Source organism: Pengzhenrongella sicca (genome assembly GCF_017569225.1).
GTDB classification, from domain to species: Bacteria; Actinomycetota; Actinomycetes; order Actinomycetales; family Cellulomonadaceae; genus Pengzhenrongella; species Pengzhenrongella sicca.
This window is the reverse complement of sequence record NZ_CP071868.1, coordinates 1,083,264-1,102,462: the sequence shown is the minus strand read 5'-3', so window position 1 is coordinate 1,102,462 and position 19,199 is coordinate 1,083,264. Positions and strand designations below refer to the sequence as shown.

The following is a 19,199-nucleotide window of genomic DNA, read 5'->3' as shown; positions in this document are numbered from 1 at the left end:
TCGGCCCGTCCCCCGTGGACCTCCTCAACCGGGATCGCCAGGGTCGATGAGTGGCTGCGGATCGCTCAACAGGCGCCCGAGCTTGCGAGTCAACGGGAAGGTGATGCCCCAGGCGGTCAGGAACCCAGCGCCGAACCAGGGCTCGTCCTCGGGATTGCGAACGAGGCCAACGGGCGCATCCGAGGTGATGAGCGAGCGTCGGTCGAAGCGGACGAGCGACCATGGTCGACCGACGATGTACTTGACGATTTCCTCCCCGGTTTTGGGCATCTGCTTGATGTGCTCGTCCTTAGGCTGCTGGATTGGCGGCCCTTCGGGGCGTGTTGCCTGTTCCCAGAGAGTCTCGACACGTTCGTCGGTGACCTGACCGCCCTGCCGCTCTAGTTCCTGTCGGGGTCCTGACTTACCACCGACTCCGACTTGGATGCGGAGCATCTGGCGGGCGACGTGGTCGATCGTTCGACGCTGCGCGGGCACCCGGGTCACCTGGAGCGCGAGGAAGTACCCGAGCAACATGCGGTCCTCGTAGGACAGCGGCCAGCTCCCGCCGACGATGGCCCGAAGGACTGCCGCGGTGGCGCCCTCGATCTCGGAGAGGGCACACTCGATAACGTCGTCGCCGTCCTCGTGTCCCACGACCGAGTAGAAGTTCTTGGCGACGGAGGCGTCGTTCACCGACTGGGTGAAGCGCTGGTCGCCGGGGAGTCGCACTGTTTCAATTCGGCCATTCCCCGCGAACCCCTGCAGGTAGAACGGGTCTGCTGCACGAATAGGTGACAGTCGGTCTCAGGCGGCGAGTGCGACCTGAGGGGTGTTGATGGTCTCGTACTCGATGGGGGTCAGTCGACCCAGGCGGGCCTGGCGTCGGCGGCGGTGGTAGGTCCGTTCGATCCACGTGATGATCGCCAGGCGGAGCTCGTCGCGGTTGGCCCAGCGGCGCCGGTCCAGGACGTTCTTCTGCAGCAACGAGAAGAAGCTCTCCATCGCCGCGTTGTCCCCGGCCGAGGCGACTTGCCCCATCGATCCGACCAGGGCGTGTCGGTCCAGCTCGCGCAGCACCTTTCGGCTTCGAAATTGGCTGCCCCGGTCCGAGTGGACGATGCAGCCGGCCACGTCACGACGGCGCTGCACGGCGCTGGCCAGGGCGTTCACCGCGATCCGGGAGGTCATGCGGTCGCTGATCGAGTACCCCACGATCCGGTTGGAGTACACGTCCTTGATCGCACACAGGTAGAGCTTGCCCTCGGCGGTGGGGTGCTCGGTGATGTCCCAGAGCCACAACCGGTTGGGTGCGTCGGCGCGGAAGATCCGCAGCACGCGGTCGTCGTGGGCTGGCGGGCCGGCCTTCTTGCCGTTCTTGGCGCGCTTCTTGCCGAACACCGACCACCACTGGTTGTCCCGGCAGATCCGCCAGACCCGCCGGTCACTGGCGCGCAGGCCGGCCTTGTCGGCTTCGTCGGCCAGCAGCCGGTGCCCGAACTCGGGATCGTCGACGTGGGCATCGAACAGCACGTTCGCCAGGTACGCCTCGTCCAGGTCACGAGCTGTGATCGGCGCGGCGAGCCAGCGGTAGTAGGGCTGTCTGGCGAGCTTGAGGACCCGGCACGTCACCGCGACGGGGATCCCGTCGCTAGCGAGCTCACTCACGAGCGGGTACATCATTTTCCCGGCAGGTGCGCCTGGGCAAAGTACGCCGCCGCGCGACGCAGGATCTCGTTCTCCTGCTCGAGGAGCCGGTTGCGGCGACGCATCTCGCGCAGCTCGGCCGACTCGCTGACCGTTACGCCGGGACGGTTGCCGTCCTGGACGTCGGCGGCCTGCATCCAGTTGCGCAGGCACGACTCGCTGATCCCGAAGTCTTTCGCGATCTCTTTGATCGGAGCATCACCGCGGCGGGCCACGGCCACGACGTCGTCGCGGAACTCCTTGGGGTGGGGTCTGGGCACGGTGCACATCCTTCCAGCGGTGCCCTCCGGCACCACAGGTCAGGCGTCACCTATTCGTGCAGCAGACCCAGCGTCAGATCAGAGCCTCCACTGAACCCGGGGCGAGACAGCACGGCCGGGGGCTCAAGACGATGGCCCGCAACCGTAAGGGTCTTCACAGTGGATAGGCGCTTTACGAACGGCTCCTAGTCATGGCTTTGCTGGAGCGCCACGGGCCGGCGAGCAAGCCGGCGCCGAGCAGAAGGACACCGACGAGGAGCGCGGCGTAGAGCGACGGTCCACCTTGCGGCATGACGGTGATGGTTCGAGTGACCGCGATGGTGGTGCCGTCCGGGGCAGAGCCTTCGGCGATCAGGGTGTGCTGCCCGGTGGGCACGCCGGCGGGAAGGCGCTCCCACGCGGTCACGTGCCCGTCCTTGTCAGCGGTGACCGTTCCGAGGACACGCGGAGAAGAATGCAGCCGGATGATGACGGTCGTTTCCGGGAGGAACCCGTCAGCGTCGACCTTGGTGGCCCCGCCTGCTTGGGTGCGTGCCCCGCCAGGGGCGAACACCTTGTCGAGCCAGCTCACGTCATGTTCCACGACTTGCGGGGACCACACTGGCGTCCCGGTGGTCTTCTGCTCGCTGGCCGCGTTCGAGTGGGACCACGCGATGATGGTGCGCGCTTCAGCGGCGTACCCGTCTGCTGTCGGGTGCAGGAGCTGCTGCCTTTCGTTTGCGTCGATGAAGTGAACGGCGGAGCTGCCCAGTTCGGCTGTGCTGGGGATGTTGACGAAACTGAGGTCGCCACCTTCGCAGGCTGTGTGGTTCGGCTGGAACGCGTTGACCACATCGTTGACGACGTACACAGGTCGGTCCTCGTTCGCGACCGTGTAAGCGGCGTTCGTGACCGCGGCGTTCAATGCGTTCTCGAATCCGTTCAGCAACGCGAGCTCGGCGGTGCCGAGCCCCAGAACGCATCCGTCACGTCCGGCTGCGAGCGTCTCAGGCAGGATCTGCGGGTACGGCAGCACGATAATCGGGATGACGCCACCGCCTCGTGCGCGCTGAGCGGTCCTGTCGTTCACGGCAGCGTCGACGGCCCGGATGACGTCGGTAACGTCAGGCAGAACGGCCATCGCGTTCTCAAGTGCGTCCGCGGTTGCAGTGCGTACGCCTTTGTATCCGATGCTCACGCTCACGTCGCAACGCGCTCCGATCACGCACCGTGTGGCGACCCCACCGAACCCAGCGTCGTTCCCGCCGATGGTCAGGAACACAGCGTCGGGGCTGCTCTTGCTGATCGCGAGGTCCCGCAACGCGAGCAGCTGCGGCCGGACCTTCATGTCCCCGGACTGGTCAGGGGCGAAGAAGTCAGCAGTGACCGCACCGGAGCACGCGATGATCGTGGTCTCCTTCTCGCCCCAGATTTGCCCGGCGTACGTGTTCGCGGTCCGGTGACACTTGGAATCCTGGTCCGGGAACCCTTCGGTGTCGTCCTGGTAGAACACATCTCCGCCCTCCCCTGAGGAGTACGAGTCGCCGACCACAGCGACGGTTCGGACCCCTTCGAGCACACCGCCGAGCTGGCCCGGTGACAGGGAGTCCGACAACGTGATGTTGCTAGTGACGATGGCCGGGGACGCGTTGCGGGCGGTTGCTGTAACCGTCCACGTGACGTCCCCGAGGACCTCCGCTTCCGGGCGTACGGCGAACGTGACCGTCTGAGTCGTCCCTGTGTCGACGTTGCCGAGGAACCGCACCGGGCGAGGCACCAGGACCGCTCCGGGGTTGCCGTCCACGCTGATGACCAGGCTGACGCGCACGTCGGAAGCGGTGACCCGACCGGTGGACCCCAGCGCGACGGTGAACGTCGGCAGGCCATCCTGGCTGGTGCCGGCGACAGCGTGCAACTTGTCCGGTGCAGTGGCTTGCACGGACAGCGCACCATGGGCGGACTCGTTGATGGCGTCGGTCAAGTTGTCCCTAGCGGCAACATCGATGTACCGGCCGCCGGTCGCGTCAGCGATGCACTGCATTTCCTGTTCAGCGGCGCCTTCAAGTTCCAGGCCTACGGTGTTCACCTGAACGTCCAAACCGGAATCGCGGATCTGTTTGGCGACGTCACACACGGGGATGTCGCCACAGTTCGACTCGCCGTCGGAGACCAGCACGATCACCCCGGTCGTGTCGTCGCCGTACGTGTCCCGAAGCTGGTCGGCGGCGTTCTGCAGGGCCGGTCCGGTGGGTGTTTCTCCATCCGGTTCCAGGCGACGCACCGCCGCAGACGCGGAGGCGACGTCCAGAGCCCCTGGCGTGACCTCCACGCGTCCGACGGAGCATCCGTCGACCTGCGGTGCGTTCCGTCCTGGGTACGCGATGAGCCCGAACGACTGCCCAGCACCCAAACTCCCGACCAGGTCCAGGACTGCCGCTCGAGCGGCCATGATGCGGGTCATGGCGACGGTCTGTGTTTCAGGTTCGGGTACCTGTTCGTTCATCGAACCGGACGTGTCCAGGACGACAAGGATCGGTGTGTGCAAACCGAACGGGTCTGTCGTGTCGTCAGCGACAGCAGGACCTGCCAGGAAAGTCGCCAGGAAACCGACCAGCAAGACGACGACACTGGCGCGGGGTCTCATTGGGTAGCTTCGATCGCGGCGAGCTGTTCAGCCGTTCCGAGGAGGCGAGCGTCCCCGAGGATGACCGTCGGGGTGGTGCTCTTCGGGTCAGGGAACGTCACTTCGACGTGCAACCGCAGGACATCGCGAACGTCAAGACGCACCTGAGAGGACGTCCCGTACATCACAATCGTATCCAGCAGCACCCTGTCGTCCCCGACGACCCGCAGGTGCGCGCTTCCCGTAGCGCCCTGATCGGACGTACCGACTGTCGCTTCAAAGGCGACCGCTTCACGGGCCAGTACCCAGTCAGCGAACGACGAATCTGAATCGTTCAACGTGCACTTCACGGAGTCCTGCACAGCAGCACCGTTGACGGTGATGTTGCTGGTGGTCCCGCACCCGCTGTGGTCAGCCATGTTCACCGACGCCAACGTCAACGCGTCCCCCGGGTCAGCGACCACGACCGTCACCACGGCGGGAACTTTCTGCCCGGACGCTGGGTCCACGGACAGTACCAACCCCTCCGTTTGGTTCGGGTCGACCGACCGGGTCACCTGAACGACCGCGCCGAGCGCTTCAAGGGCCGCCCGCGCGTCGGCAAGGTTCGCGCCTACGAGTTCAGGCACCGTCGCCGACGTCGAAAGGGTCAGAACGACGGCCCCGCTGGTCGTCTGCCCGCCGACTGGGTCTTGCGCGACGACAACATCGTTCGGCCCAGCGGCAGGCCGGGCAGCGAACGTGACCGTGGTGCTGACTCCAGCGTCAAGGAGGGCACGTTGCGCGGTGGCGCTGTCGAGCCCGAGAACGTTCGGCATGGCCGCCGGACCCGTCGTCGGGGCGGCCGTAGCCGACGGTGCGTCCGCGACGGCTGCACGCTCTGTGGTGACGGACGCGGGTACAAGGAGTTGAGAGAGCGCGAACCCCACGAGGAGCGCACCGATGATGCTGGCAACCCACGCCCAGGTCCGGCTGACGTGCGGGAGTCGGCGTCGACGACGCGGTGGACGCGCGTCTTGCCGGCCCTCGGTGGTTGTTTCCGTATCCCCTGATGTGTCACTCGCGGTCACGCCACGCTCCTCGAAGCATCAGAGCGGGTAAACGAGCATCACGGTCGACGGGGCGATTCCAGCCATGACACCTTGGCCGCTATCCAACCACCCGAGCCCGCCGCCCGGTGTGGTGAGCATGAACTTGCGTTGCGTTCCGTCCTCGCTGGTCCAAGTTGTGTCGCCGTCAGCCCACCCGGCGTTCAGCAGCGCTGTGTGCAGCGCGTCAAAATCGGCTCCTTCCCAGATGACGTAGCGACCCACGGTGTCGTCCCATCCCGTGAGCTCAAGAGCGCAAGACGGGGCTTGCGGAAACGCCACGCCGTCGGGAAGCGCCTCCGTGGGCGGCGTCACTTCATGCGCAGCCTTCGAGACAGTGCCCTCACCGGACTGGTTCGACGAGATCATCACCGTTGCGCAGTCCTCGCCTGGGGCGCTGTCGTGCTCGGCGGCCGGTCCGCTCGGTGCGTCGCCAGTGGAGTTCCAGTCGACGTTGAGGTCGTCCCGGGTCAGCCCACTTTGCAGGAGAGCGTCTGTGACGGGGGAGTCCTCCAGCGACCCGCACACGTTCTCGCTCTCGAAGACGACGTGGTTGACGTAGTCCAGGTCGCTCGTGTCCTTCAAGAGCTTGTTGACCAGCGCCGTGTACGCATCATGGTCCCTGAGTGCTTGGCCGCACGTGGGAATGTCGGGCAGCCGCACCAGTGCCGCTTGGGCCTCGGGGACGTTCGAGACCGTCGGATCAGGGACATGGACAGATTCAGCGGGGGCAGCGCTCGCCGGGTCAGTGGCCGAGGGCCCGGCGGAACAGCCCGCCAGCCCGATGCTCAACGTGACCACCACCACGACCGCAAATCTGCGGGCGAGAGCCTCTTCGAGTCGACCAGTTCCTATCGTCGACGGCAGGTGACTCGCGGACAGGCGGAGGCAACTCACGAATCGCTCCTAGGTGGGCGCGGCGTAACCTTCTATGGTCGTCCATGAGCACCGTAGGGCGATTTGTCGGACGCTCGCAGCCTGATCGCGGGTGAATCGACGCCGGATTCCCTCCGCGTGGGGGGCCGCCATCAGCTGATGCCATCCGGTCGGCTTCCGCTGACGGGCGCCAACATCCCTGCCGCGGGCAGGCGCCGAGGCCAGCACTGCGCCAGACGTTGCCGGCCGGTCGGGACAAGCTCATCGCCGTCCCGGCCCGGATCGCCACCACCGCCCGCCGACTGCACCTACACCTACACCTACACCTACCCGAACGCGTGCCATGGGCCACGCAGTCGAGCGGACTGTTCCACCACGCCTGCGGACCACCGCTACGCCCGGCGACCTGACCACCAGCTCCTCGAGGGCACGACACCGAGCAGACGTGGAACACACGGGCATCAAGGCCTGTCGCATTCTCACGCCCGACCACGAAATCCAGGCCACGACCTCAACCGCGGGTCGCCAGCCAACTCATCGGTGGATCGAGGATAAGTGATCGGCGAGGAGCCGCCGGTCAAACCCAGCAGGACTGGCCGGTCCTGACAAGGGCGAGCGGATTCCGCCGCGGTCGTCGACGGTAGTCCTGCTCAGCCCGCGTATGAGACCTGCTACATGATGACGCTCGCCTTGGTGCGCCTGGCGAAGTTGTCAGTCATGGTTCGCAGGAGTAGGCCGGTGGGTACTACGCGCAGATGGCATCGACGAGCTCGGACGCGGACGCGAAACGTTCATCGGTCAAGCTCGGGGAGGTGCCCTTGTACCGAGACCAGATCCCGGTCGCCGGCCAGTAGGTGGGCTGGCCACCGCACTCCCACACCACATAGAACACGTTGTAGTCGGGTTCCCCTTCGTTGCCGAGGTCTGCAATCCCGTCGATCGTTGCGCCATGAGTGGCCAGCGCAGCGAATAGTTCGGCCTCGTCGGGAACCTGGCAACGCACGGGCAGGTTGGCAGCTTCCGCGAGCGCCGGGGTAAAGACGGCGGAGCCGTCCGCCAACGTGCACGGTCCCTGACTGCTGTCCTGGTTCAACGAGTCGCCCAAGTCATCACAGACCGCCTGATCGACCGCGCTATTCGGATCGCACTCGATCGATCCCGTTCCATCACCGCTCGCATCTTCGGTCGCGAGTTCCAGGAAGTCCTCTTGGGGTAGACCAGCTTGGAGCATCGCATTCGGCAGGGCGGAGCCATCGACCCTTCGCACACGGCTCTCGTGTCTTCAACGATCGAGTTGACAAGGGCGCCGACAGCCTCGGCGACCTGCTCATCGGCGACGGGAAGCACGGGGAAGCCGACGGCGCCGCCAGCGTTCGACACCTCCCGCCAACACGAGACCAACAGTTCGAGAATGCGTCCTCTCGCCACCGACAGAACACCCAAGCGCTGGTCGAAAATCCATTGGCCGAGCCTCCATGAAACGCAGGACCCTGCACGCCGTCAATTGATGGAAGGCCCCGCGATGTCCTCCCATGTGACCGCACCGTCCGCCCCAGTCGCCCATGCCACCGCGTACGGCGTGACGGGGCTGGCATTCAACCAACTGTCCGGATCCCAACCTGCACCGATTGATCCAATCAGCACCCATCCGGTGCCCGCATCAGCCACCACGGTCGTGTACGACTGCTTCTCTGCAGACTTCGCCGGGGACGATGGGTCTGCGGTCCCAGTGGTCAGCGACACAACGTTTAGCCCGTCGGACGCCATGAACGTCAGCCGTCCATCGAAGGCGCTGATCGGCGTGAAGTCCCCGAGTTGGTCGATGGTGTCCGAAGGGATTGAGAGCACCGTGGCCTGCGTGACTGGGTCGTACACGGCCAGCCGGCCCATCGTCTGCAGGCCGGTAATCGGGTCCCCGAGCACGTTCGCTCTGCCCTCGTCAACGATCTTCGTGCCGTTGATCAAGTCGATGGTGACGTCGGCCGACCCCGAGTATTCGGCCGCGCTGAGGATTCCGGGGGCAGACCGGTCGAAGTCGAAGTCTTGCGTCCGCCCGCCCGCGTATTCCCAAACCGTCTCACCGGTAGTCAGGTTGAAACCACGCACGCCATTTGAGTCGCAACCAAGGGCGACCGTGCTGCCTCCGGCGTACATCGGGGTCGTGCTCACATACCCGGAGCCGCATGGTTTGCTCCACAACAACGCTCCGGTGGTGACGTCGATGGCGTCTGCAAAGGTGTCGTTGCCGTTGTCCTGGGTGAGTCCGTTATCCAGGAGCACCAACGTGTTCCCGAGCAGACCTACCTCTTGCAGGCTCTCGTCTCCGAAGTTTTCTCGCACAGGCGTCGCTTGCTGCCCCACCTTGGCGCCATTCACGTCATAAGTGCGGATAACGAGCTGATGCCCCCCGGCGGTCAGTCCGTCGTTGGGAACCTTCTCCAAGGTGACGAGAGCCAGGGCGATCCCGGGGCTGACGTCGCCTTGGACGACGGCCCACCTGTTCTCGACTTGGGACTGGTCCCACTGGTCGTTCACGATAATCGTGCCGCCAGTCTCTGAGCCTTGCCCGTAGAGATGGTAGGTCTCGGCCATGCCGTCAGTGCCGTAGTCAGTGGTGACGATCACGCGCGGGCCGGTACCGACAATCGTCGCCCCTTCGAGCAGCGCCGCAACTGCCACCGTTGACGTGGGGGGTGCGGGGCTGGGGCCTACCGATGGCGACTCGGACGGAGCCTCTTCCGAGGTGGCCTGCTCAGCACCATCCCGACCCGGGCTGCAGGCGGTGAAAGCGAGCGTTGCTGCTGCCACTAGTGCGATGAGTGTGGGCAGGGTTCGCATTGTCGACATGACGGCACTCTCGCCGACGCAGGTTCTCCCTTCGAGCGGGCTCTCCGCTCTGCGGCAAACTCCCCCTGGGCGGCGTCGTCTGGTTGCGTCTGTGCGGCAAACTACTGTCCCGCGCATTACATCGGCAACGGCCTCCCCCAAACGGGGGACGCCTCCCGCTCCACACATGAGGGTTGGGACAAGCAGGTTGACACTCCGCGCCCGCGGGCACGTCTGTCACCGCGTGGGAGCGGCTTCCCGCGCGGGTTCCCACCGGTCAGCACAGCCTGATCACCGAAGGGGTAGCCCCGATCGGGACGATCATCGCCGCGTCGCAGACCATCACCGCCATGCCGCAAGGTGGGTTGTGGCTCTGACCCACGTGCTGCTGATCGGGGTCGGCTTGCTCGGGGTGCGCCTCCTCGCTCGACCACGGGGCACCCAAACCGGAGCCTACGACTTCTCGGCGAAGTCCCTCAGTTGGATACAGCAAGCGAGGAAGGGGTAGCCGTGGCTCGCCAGACCACAAAGCGAGGCAACGGGACCCGTTGATGCACTCCTTCACCTCATCGCGAGCTCACAGGACCCACAGGATCCCGTCGAAGTCTACGAGCCAGACGTTCGACGCCGTGGCCGCCGCATCCAGGATCTCGCCCGGTCCATCCTCAATTGTGAGCTGAACACCGCTGGTCAGTCCGGTCAGCGTGATCGGGGACGTGTTTCCCAGAGCCCATATGTCTCCCGCGGCGACGCCCGCGATCAAGGCATGCGGCACAGCGAATGATGCCGCCGGTGAACCGTCGGCGGTCACAGCAACGAGTTGATCAGGTCCAGCAAGGTAAACCTCCCCGGAGCTTGTGCCCTGTAGGCAACCGGACGGGACCGCGAGCGCAGGCATGTCTGCGCCGATCTGGGTGGTCGAGTCAAATCGGGTGGCCCATCCGGTCGTCCCGTCTATGGACGTGCTGTTGACCCAGACGCCAGCTTTGGTGACGGCGGTGCAAACCGACGGTCCGGTCTCCTCGTGTGGAACCGACGCCAGGGATGCCAGGGTCAGAGCATCCACGACGGTGAACGCATCATCGGTGGTGGGAACCCATACGGTGTTCGTCGTCGGGTTGAACGCGATCTGATCCCCCCCGAAAAGCTGGGACGATGCCATTGGCGCTGTCGCGAGCACATCCAGGGTGCAGGAATCCAGGGCGACGAGCCGGTCACTGTCGGAGTCGGAGGAGAGTGCATCCCAAAGTGCGTAGATGCGCCCGTCTCCGGTGGCGAGTTGGCTGACCGTCGCGGACGTGCCCGACGATTCCGCGCCGACCGTCTCGAAGTCCAGGGTCGTTGACGCCAGAACCTCACCGGTTTCCTGGGAGAGGCGAGCAACGACTGCGGGGCTGCCTGGGGCCGCAGCCCAGTCGCTGTGACGGCCGGCGACAACTACGACGGTGTCCGTCAGGGCGGCGATCGCCTCCGGTCGCAGATCCAGCTCGATTTGGGTGGCGAACGTTGCAGATTCGCCCGCGCCGACAATTTCACCGTTGTACGCGTTGGTCGAGGCAGGGTCGCACCCAGACGCAGAAGGGACGGCGATAGCATCGTCGACTGGTGTGGTGCCGGCTCCGCTGCCACCACAGCCCGCCAGGACGGTGGCGAGCAAAACAACGGTCAGCATGACGGGTAGGCGCTGGCTCATTTGAGATGGCCTCTCGGGGTGGTGGTTCCGTGGCGATCATGGCAGGTCGGACGCCGCGTGTTGGGGATTCTCGCGGACTCTTCCGTGCGCGTGCGGGTGAAGGGGGCCTCAAGGAAACTCGCCGAAGCTAACGCGCAGCACTACCTGACCCCACCGGTGCACCCCGCCGATACTTCACCCTCCCAGACAAGGCATCTATCCGATCGACATGCCATAGTTGATACATCCCGCAGGGGCAACTATCAACTATCGGAGCTGAGCCTCATGATCCACATCACTCTCGGTGCCGAGCGGCACGTGGATCCCACTCAGGATGCACTCCACCGGGATCGGGTCGGGTACTCCGACCAGATGAGCCAGCTTGCGCTGTACGACGCCAACCACGGCACCTGGAAGCTGGGTGAGCGTGCCCAGGGAGAGCAGTACACGCTCATGTCGTACGGGGGCTTCGTACGACAGGCGATTGAGATCGAGAGCATCGACCCGGTGGTTGGCGTCCCTGCTGGAGACAAGCAGGAAGGTCGCAGCATCATCAACGGCCGGGTGCTCACCGCCGGCCACCCGGTATACGACATGTACGTCCACAAGACCTCCCCGGTGCAGGGTGTGCGGAACCCGGTTACCTACGTCGACGGACCAGTTGACCAGAGCCCGTGCCGGTGTGGGTGCGGCGGCATGGTTGCTGGCCGAGAGTTCCTCCCTGGGCACGACCAGACCGCATTGCACGATCGTGTCCGCCAGATCGGGACCGTCGCCCAGTTCCTCGACTGGTTCGATGTCGTCCGGGGCACCAGGCCCTTCGCCTAGACCGGATAGCACCGTGAGCCTGGGGACAATAGGGAAGGTTGCACTCCCCCGCTCAGGATCAGCGAAAGCGAGGGGGACAGCCCTCGCCCGCCAGCAGCGGAAGGGAGGGTGCGAAGAGTCTCCTCCACGTGGGCCGGGTACGGGAGAGAATTGAGTTGGCGATCTAGCCTGCACCGACCGGTGGCGGGTGGCATCCCTCGGAAGGACGTGCGCAACTCGTGGACCTCATCGGCCTGGGCGCGGTCATAGGCGACTTCTTCGAAGCCGGCGACGGGCCGTCACACGATCAACTCGACCAGGCGTTCGGCCGAGCCGGTCTTACCGCTGGAGACCCCGCACCAACAGGACGCACCCCGCTCGGCGCACCCCTGGGCAAGACGAAGCGGGTTCGACGGGTATTCGTCTACGCGCACGATCGCGACCCAAGAGCCGGCCTGACCCTCGCCGCTCACCTTGTGACCCTGCTGCGAGCAGGTGGGCACTTCTCACCACAGCTCGACGCCTACGTCGGCGCCATCAAGATCGACCGCCTGCGCGCGGAGTACGACACCCTCGGGTTCGAACTCGCCCGTGACGGAGCACTCCGACTAAAGGTGATCGACAACCTCTCAGGAACCGCTCTCACCGAAGCGCTTCAGTCCTACGTCGACCGCCTGAACCTCAACCCGGACGACGTCCCGCTGCAAATTGGGACCGGAAAGGACCTCGACGAGGCCGCTGCCCGCCACGTCCTAGAGCAGAGAACCGGCAGTTACCCCGTCGGCGGCAACGCCGGCAGCATCCCTGTCACGCTGGCAAACGCGTTCACAGCCGTCGGTTTCGCGGTAGGACCGCGGGCAGACCTGGACGCGGACCCGCACCGAGCCGTCCAGCAGTGCCTGTTTCTGCTTGCGACACAGGTGAACCGCTTGCGGAACGACGCCGGTACGGGGCACGGACTCCCGTCCGGTCCGCACAAGACTCAACCGCTCTCAGTTGCCGAGTCGCGTGTAATGGCCCGGGCGACAGCACTCGTCGCTGGTGCGCTCCTCGACGCCCTGTAGGGCGCGAGCGATGCGGACGGCGCGCACGCAGACGAGCATTCGTCTCTCACCAGCGGCTGTAGCGGCGTTGGGAGACATATCCACAGCACGTTCGCTGAGCCGGGACGCAACCGTGCGAGCGCTGCTCGCCGAGTACATCGCAGTCCAGTCGAGCCTCGATGAAGACACCCGTCTGACGCACATATCCACCGCGTTGCGGTTCCCGCCAACACCAATCTCGCGCACCGAGACCGACAACCGCGAACGAATCGCGTTCCGACTCGACCCGGGTGTCGCCGAACGTGCAGCCGAGTTCGCACTGCGACTCCCCGGGCAGCCGATTAGAAGGGGACCAGCTCACTACTCACCTCGGCCGCTGACGGACGCGCTGGCCGTCGCAATTGCGGCAGCCCACCCGTACACCGATTGCGGCCTACACGGTCTTCCGCAACTCATCACGCACAGTGCAGCAATCGGGTTGTGGCGGCTGGCCGTCGCAGCCACGCTCACCAACGCCGAAGCAAGAGTGCTTCTGATCACACCCGCTTCGGACCTCGCCACCGTCTTGAACGACGGGGACGTCGCGTGGCACGCAGCGTGGCGCTTCGAAGTCGCGCTCCATCTGGCACGCAAGCTGCTGGTCGGCCCGCAGCAGTCGGCGAACCTTCTGATGATCACGCAACAGCACGAGGACTTCGAGACCCAGCGGCACGAAATCGCACGCACCGAGTGGGCGGACTCCCCACTATTGCGGGACTGCATCGCGCGCCCGCGCTTCGACCATGAAGGGCAAGGTGGCGCAGCTGTTTGGCGCGCAGAACGCAAGCTGACGGAGACCAAAATCGCGCAATGGCTAGTGAACTCCTCGTCGCGGATCTCACTAGAGACGCCGCAACCCGGGTGGAAGTTGGTCAGGCCGCACGGGTGGACGGCCGTCCCGTTCGTCTACGGGCAGGGAATGACCTCGAAGCAGCGCGCTGACGTCGATGAAGGTCGCGTCCTGCGCATCACCGCAGGATCGCGCTCGGCGATCTGGCCCTACAGCATCGACGGCGATCCCATCGCGCGGTTCGACCTCGTGCTCGCGGCAACACCGCGCCTGGTCCCGGCGAGCGTGGTTGAGTTGGTGCTCCTGCGGACCGAGGAGATCAGCGACCCGTGGGTTTCCGCTGGCCTCGCCGTCGAATGGGGGCTGCTGACACCCACTGAACAGCACCACCTCGAGGCAAAAGCCACCGAGAACCGCCAGCGGGTAGTCGAGAGCGGCATGCGCGGGCACTGGCGTGACCTCAAGAAGGTGCACGCAGAGCTCGCGCGTCATGTCGACGAACCGGAGCGGTTCGCCCGCGTCGCTGGCCAGCAAGGCGTGCAGGGCGGGCCGTTCCGGGCAGGCTGCACCTGGCCGGTCGAGTCAATCGCCGCCGTCCTCGCGTCCGACGCCACGGATGAGCAGGTCACATGGCTTGTCAGTTCATTCGAACGCCGTCGAGCATGGCGGCTCGAGGAGGCGATGCGCCACGCCTCCAGAGAGGCGTACTGGTTCGGCAGACCGAACCCCGACGACATCGTGTGACATCAACCGCTAGGTAGGGCCTTCTTGCGCGCTCGATGGTGGAGATCAACACCACTAACCGATAGAAGGAAGCCCCCGCCGTGTCGTCTACGCCAAGCGCGACCGCTCCTGACCCGCAACCGAACACCGCCGACAAGACCGGCGCCGAGGGGGGACGTTGGTGCGTCGAACACGGCGTCGCCGGGACGTTCGATGTCGACTGCTTTCGATGTCCACATGACAACGCCGTCATCGGCACCGCGGTTCGATGACGTCACCCCCCGTGGCGGTGCCGGCGCCTCTCGCTGCGGTCGCTGCGTCGAGCACGACCGTCGCAACCACGTCCACCCCCGCCCGCCCGCCATGAACTGGAGGCGGTGTAGCGCCTGCGGCAGACCGCGGGACATGAGGTACGCGAGCGTTGAATGAGAGCTGATGACACCGGACCGCGCGACCCGGGACTTTGGGACATCGACGCGATCTGGGCCAGCCACGGCACTGGGAAGCGCAAGGGTTATCGTCCCAAGTGCATCCAGGCGGACTGCAAGGTCAAGGTCGCGTCCGTCGCTTCGTAGCAAGGACCGGAGCACCTCCCGGTGCGATTTGGTCAAAGTGGACCACTGTGACACGAATGAAAGGACCCGCATGAGTGACCTCACCGACTTGGTCGGCAGCAAGGCTGAAGCAGACTCCGAGCTGTCCGATGAGGCGACGCTACTGATCCTCGCGGCGCTGGAGGGCGACGAGGCGCTCGCCAACATGGCCGGTTTCAGCCCGCCGATCCGAAGCGTGGCCACGACCCCGCTCTCCGTCGAGCCCGCTGGTGCCTTCCTTCGTCAGATCCAAGTCTCAGGATTCCGCGGCATCGGGCCGACCGCGACGCTCGATCTCAAACCGATGCCAGGCCTCACCATCGTGGCCGGGCGCAACGGCTCCGGGAAGTCCAGTTTGGCCGAGGCTCTGGAGACGGCGCTTACTGGGACGACCTACCGGTGGCTGGAGAAGAGCAGCACCCAGTGGAAGGAGGCTTGGCGCAACCTCCACGACGGTGCTGCCCCGCAGATCAAGGTCACCCTCGCCGAGGAGAGCGTCGGGGCGACTTACGTCACCGTCGGTTGGCCAACCGGAGGCGAGCTTCACTCAATGAGTATCGCGGTACAGCGACATGGCAAGAAGCGCGAGGACGGGCTTGCGGGCCTGGGCTGGACCTCGGCGATCGACACATTCCGCCCATTGCTCACCTATGACGAGCTTGGGTCGCTACTGACTGCCGGCCGCAGCAAGCTGTACGACACCTTGGCCACCATCTTGGGTCTTGAGGAGATCGCTGCGGTCGTCGCCCGCATGGAGGCCCGCAGCAAGTTCCTCGCCGAGCCAGCCACCGTCGTCGCGACCACGAGAAAGGCCCTGGCAAGGGCATTGGAGGCACTTGAGGACGGTCGCTCAACCCAAGCCCTTGTTCTCCTCAAGCCACGGGCGCCGGACGTTGTGGCACTCCGCGCCTTAGCCACCGGGACCACCACGGAACAAGATGAGTGGGCGGGCCGCTTGCGTGCCATATTGCAACTCGCATTGCCCGACGAGCAAGCCGTCCACGCCGCCAGTAGGGCCTTGCAAGAAACCGTCACGGCACTCGCGGAAGCTGGCAGTGCATCCGTGGTCGCGACCGATCGAAGAATAGACCTATTGAATTCGGCCCTCGAGACCCATCAGCACGAGGGTGACATGACCTGCCCAGTCTGCGGCGTCGGGGACTTGAATGCTTCCCGAGCAGAGGCAATGCGGGTCGAGGTCGACGCCATGGAAGCCGACATCGCGACTCTGCGTTCAGCGCGTAACCGGATGGCAACTTCACTCGCCGCTGCCCGCGCACTTGTGCAGCGGCTGCCAGACGCTCTAACCGTGGCCCTTCCCGAGGCGCTCAGAACTGCCCAGGAGGAGGCGCGTGAAAGCTGGGAGTCGTGGGCAGGCGTGCCGACGGAGCCCTTGGAACTCGCCGAGCACTTGCGGGCGACGCACCCAGCCGCAGAAATCGCACTTACTGAACTCCAAGAGGCGATCGGTCCGATTCTCTCGAAGCGAGACGACGCCTGGTCTCGGGTCGCGACCCGAGTCGCGACTCTCGCCAATCAGCTCGAAACGTGCGCTGCGGCCGCACCTGAGGCCGACGCGGCAAAGGCCGCCGTCAAGTGGCTTAAGAAGAACGACCTCGCACTGAAGAATGAGAGGTTGGAGCCCATCACCGCCGAGGCAATGGCGATCTGGGCCGACCTGCGTCAGGAGAGCAATGTCGAGATCTCCGGACTGACCCTCGAAGGGTCAGCGACGAGGCGAAGAGTCGACATAACTTCCTCGGTGGACGGGTCTGACGGCAACGGCGTAGCGGTACTGAGCCAAGGCGAGATGCACGCGCTCACCCTCGCGCTCTTCCTTCCTCGAGCGACCAGACCGGAGAGCCCGTTCCGCTTCGTTGTGCTCGACGACCCGATCCAGGCGATGGACCCTTCGAAGATCGACGGTCTGTTGACCGTACTGACCAGGCTGGCTGAGAAGCGGCAGATAATCGTGTTCTCCCACGACGACCGGCTGGCCGCTGCGGTCCGTCGCGGAGCGGTGGATGCAACGATATTGGAAGTGACTCGCGGCGAAGGTTCGATCGTGACGGTCCGAGACGCGCACGACCCGGCGCAGCGCTACCTCCACGACGCTTTCGCGATGGCTAAGGACCGTGGCCTGCCCGAGCAGACCAAACGGATGTTGGTGCCCGGGATGCTCCGGATGGCACTGGAGACTCAGGCCCGGGATCGCTACTTCTCCGAAAGCCTGGCCAAGGGAACCCCGCCGCAGGACGCGGAGGCGGCCTGGGCTGCGGCGCAGAAGACCGGCTCCCGGATCGGCTTGGCGGTGTTCGAGGACGCGTCGAAAGAGCTCGGTCCGTGGCTGGAGTTGCGGCCTTTCCGTAAACGTGGTCTCGGGATTTGTTCTTCCGGATTCCACGAGGGGCTCCGTAGCGATCCCATCGGCGCCTGCGAGGACGTCAAGGAACTAATGACAGACGTCAAGGCTGGAATCAAGTGACAAAACTCTTGGCACAGGCAGGCAATCTGCTCCGCGGCACAACAAATGCTCCGTCGGAATCGCTCCGTGGTGCGTGTTGGTTGGGGCGAGCTGCCCTCGAAGACGCAGTCCGGCAGCGATTGGAGGCCTCTGGTCATCAGGTCGGGACCGCGTCAATGAGGTCGATGCTGGCGTGCCTGGAGTCAGCGATGGAGCGGTCCGCGCCTCAGGTGGCCCGAGAGGCGAAGTACGCATGGATTGGCCTCTCTCAGGCTTCGCACCACCATGCATACGAAATGGCCCCAACCCTGTCGGAAGTCCGGCACCTACTGGTGCTGGTCGCACGGATCGGTGCGATCGACCCATGACGGAATTGCTTGCAAACTCGGGGTACTCATGCGCAGTGACGCTACGCGAGTTTTGGGCACGATCGGCTATTCAATCTCCATTCCCCAGGCGGTCGATCCTGCCGGCATCTCGGCGTCTGCGGGCCACAGAAGGACGCGACCGCGGCGCTTCATCCAATGCAGGTGGCCCGCGGCACGCAGTTTCCCTGCGATCGCTCCCAACTCGGCAGACTTAACACTCAAGCGTGCCGCGAACTCGGTCTGCGGAGTTCCGGGGTGGCTCCTTGCCATCTTCATCAGATCCTGGCATATTTGATGGTCCTTGCGAGCCCTGTCCATATACGCGGTGGCCGAGTACCAGTTGTTGATTTCCACCGACCGATGTGGTCTCCCGCCCAGAATCTCCTGAACTGCGCGGTCGCCCGTCTCTTCCAGTTCCGACATCAACTCTGCTGCGCTCGCTCTCTCCTCACGGTCATAAGCATCCACTTCGCGTGTGAACGCCTCGAACACCGCTACAAGCTCGTCTTCCTGCTTGAAAAGAAGGTCTCGCACCATCCCAGCAACGGCCCCTGTCAGGCCCGCTCCATCACGCCAGTTGAGTTCCCTCTCAAGGCCGGCAGCCAACTCCTGCTCTCTCTGGCGCGCTGCGACCACGGCGTCCGGGTAGTCAAGTGGGATCTCACGACGCTTCGTGCGGAAACGGAAGCCGACCCCTGCATCTTCCCAGTGACGAGCACGCTCAACGGCTTCGGTGCGTTCGTTGACTGCGAGCTCTGGAATGTGCACTTCCGAACTCCGCCACTCTGGGAGATTGCGGGCCACCCGCTTGGCCAATTCCATCGACTCATTCGTGAGAGGGGTGGCGTTCTCCCAAAGCGCTAGATCCCGGCGGATCTCGGCTGCGAGGGCACACCGCCCGACGTGCGATTGAATTTCGGTGGGCGTCGGTAGCCGCTCCGACCAGCGATCGTCGCGGGTCGCAATACGACCGACAGAGGGGAACCGCCGCTCGATCTCCTCGGCCGTCACCCATTCAAGTTCCCTAGGTAGAGGAGCGCCGTCGCGGACGCGACCCGCACTCCGATCGACGACTGTTGCTCCTTCAATCTCGGGGATGTCGATCTCTGCCGTCTCGTCGTCGATACCCAGAAGATCCCAGGCGGAGCCTGCCGGGAGTATCACCCACCCCGAGCGGAATCCAATCCAAGAATCGACCTCGAACTCGAAGACCACCTCGTCTCCTCCTGTTCACTATGGCGGAGCATGCAGTGAGACGACGGTACTCACTCCAGCCGCCGAGCGTCTCGCGGCGCGACACAGTCGGCGAGCACCCGAAGCGCCGCATATCCGGCGCCGATCCAGCGTGCCTCACAGAATGCA

Annotated in this window: 13 protein-coding genes; 4 read left to right on the top strand and 9 right to left on the bottom strand. The window is 65.1% G+C overall.

What is annotated here, in order from left to right; translation table 11 throughout:
- Window positions 1-24 precede the first annotated feature (24 nt).
- The 8 genes from J4E96_RS04890 to J4E96_RS04855 form a co-directional block, all read right to left on the bottom strand.
- Window positions 25-747 (bottom strand): DUF4238 domain-containing protein, encoded by a 723-nt coding sequence (locus tag J4E96_RS04890; RefSeq protein WP_227425669.1) that lies wholly within the window; start codon window positions 745-747, stop codon window positions 25-27.
- A gap of 39 nt (window positions 748-786) precedes the next feature.
- Window positions 787-1,946, bottom strand: a protein-coding gene (locus tag J4E96_RS04885) for an IS3 family transposase (protein WP_227422671.1) whose coding sequence is annotated in 2 segments (ribosomal slippage) — window positions 787-1,665 and window positions 1,668-1,946 — 1,158 coding nt in all. Because the reading frame shifts where the segments join, the coding sequence is not laid out codon by codon here.
- Window positions 1,947-2,118: 172 nt separating this feature from the next.
- On the bottom strand, window positions 2,119-4,542 hold the full coding sequence (locus tag J4E96_RS04880; protein ID WP_227424659.1) for a VWA domain-containing protein: 2,424 nt from the start codon (window positions 4,540-4,542) through the stop codon (window positions 2,119-2,121).
- A gap of 23 nt (window positions 4,543-4,565) precedes the next feature.
- Window positions 4,566-5,618 (bottom strand): PASTA domain-containing protein, encoded by a 1,053-nt coding sequence (locus J4E96_RS04875; protein ID WP_227424658.1) that lies wholly within the window; start codon window positions 5,616-5,618, stop codon window positions 4,566-4,568.
- A gap of 18 nt (window positions 5,619-5,636) precedes the next feature.
- On the bottom strand, window positions 5,637-6,443 hold the full coding sequence (locus J4E96_RS04870) for a hypothetical protein (protein ID WP_227424657.1): 807 nt from the start codon (window positions 6,441-6,443) through the stop codon (window positions 5,637-5,639).
- An 814-nt stretch (window positions 6,444-7,257) separates the two neighbouring features.
- Window positions 7,258-7,779: a hypothetical protein gene (locus J4E96_RS04865; protein ID WP_227424656.1), complete on the bottom strand. Its 522-nt coding sequence runs from the start codon at window positions 7,777-7,779 to the stop codon at window positions 7,258-7,260.
- 233 nt (window positions 7,780-8,012) lie between these two features.
- A complete protein-coding gene (locus J4E96_RS04860) occupies window positions 8,013-9,191 on the bottom strand; it encodes an outer membrane protein assembly factor BamB family protein (protein WP_227424655.1) in 1,179 nt (392 codons plus the stop codon).
- A 724-nt stretch (window positions 9,192-9,915) separates the two neighbouring features.
- Complete coding sequence (locus J4E96_RS04855; RefSeq protein WP_227424654.1) at window positions 9,916-11,010, bottom strand: hypothetical protein; 1,095 nt, start codon at window positions 11,008-11,010, stop codon at window positions 9,916-9,918.
- 285 nt (window positions 11,011-11,295) lie between these two features.
- Here J4E96_RS04855 and J4E96_RS04850 point away from each other — a divergent pair, with 285 nt between their 5' ends.
- The 4 genes from J4E96_RS04850 (at window position 11,296) to J4E96_RS04835 (ending at window position 17,490) form a co-directional block, all read left to right on the top strand.
- Entirely contained in the window at window positions 11,296-11,838 is a 543-nt protein-coding gene (locus tag J4E96_RS04850) for a hypothetical protein (protein WP_227424653.1), read from the top strand.
- Window positions 11,839-12,056: 218 nt separating this feature from the next.
- Window positions 12,057-12,881, top strand: a complete 825-nt coding sequence (locus J4E96_RS04845) for an abortive infection family protein (protein ID WP_227424652.1) — start codon at window positions 12,057-12,059, stop codon at window positions 12,879-12,881.
- A 112-nt stretch (window positions 12,882-12,993) separates the two neighbouring features.
- Window positions 12,994-14,433 carry a hypothetical protein gene (locus J4E96_RS04840; protein WP_227424651.1) on the top strand — a complete coding sequence of 480 codons (1,440 nt, stop codon included), beginning with the start codon at window positions 12,994-12,996 and terminating at the stop codon, window positions 14,431-14,433.
- A 624-nt stretch (window positions 14,434-15,057) separates the two neighbouring features.
- Window positions 15,058-17,490, top strand: a complete 2,433-nt coding sequence (locus J4E96_RS04835; protein WP_227424650.1) for an AAA family ATPase — start codon at window positions 15,058-15,060, stop codon at window positions 17,488-17,490.
- A gap of 413 nt (window positions 17,491-17,903) precedes the next feature.
- Here the strand turns inward: J4E96_RS04835 and J4E96_RS04830 are convergent, their stop codons facing one another.
- The gene (locus J4E96_RS04830; RefSeq protein WP_227424649.1) at window positions 17,904-19,052 is read right to left on the bottom strand and encodes a hypothetical protein; all 1,149 of its coding nucleotides are present in this window, start codon (window positions 19,050-19,052) and stop codon (window positions 17,904-17,906) included.
- Between the last annotated feature and the right edge of the window lie 147 nt (window positions 19,053-19,199).

Bases quoted from the DNA above. Each gene is read 5' to 3' on its own strand.
- J4E96_RS04855 (WP_227424654.1), bottom strand. From the start codon at position 11,010: ATGCTGACCGTTGTTTTGCTCGCCACCGTCCTGGCGGGCTGTGGTGGC.
- J4E96_RS04850 (WP_227424653.1), top strand. From the start codon at position 11,296: ATGATCCACATCACTCTCGGTGCCGAGCGGCACGTGGATCCCACTCAG.
- J4E96_RS04835 (WP_227424650.1), top strand. From the start codon at position 15,058: ATGAGTGACCTCACCGACTTGGTCGGCAGCAAGGCTGAAGCAGACTCC.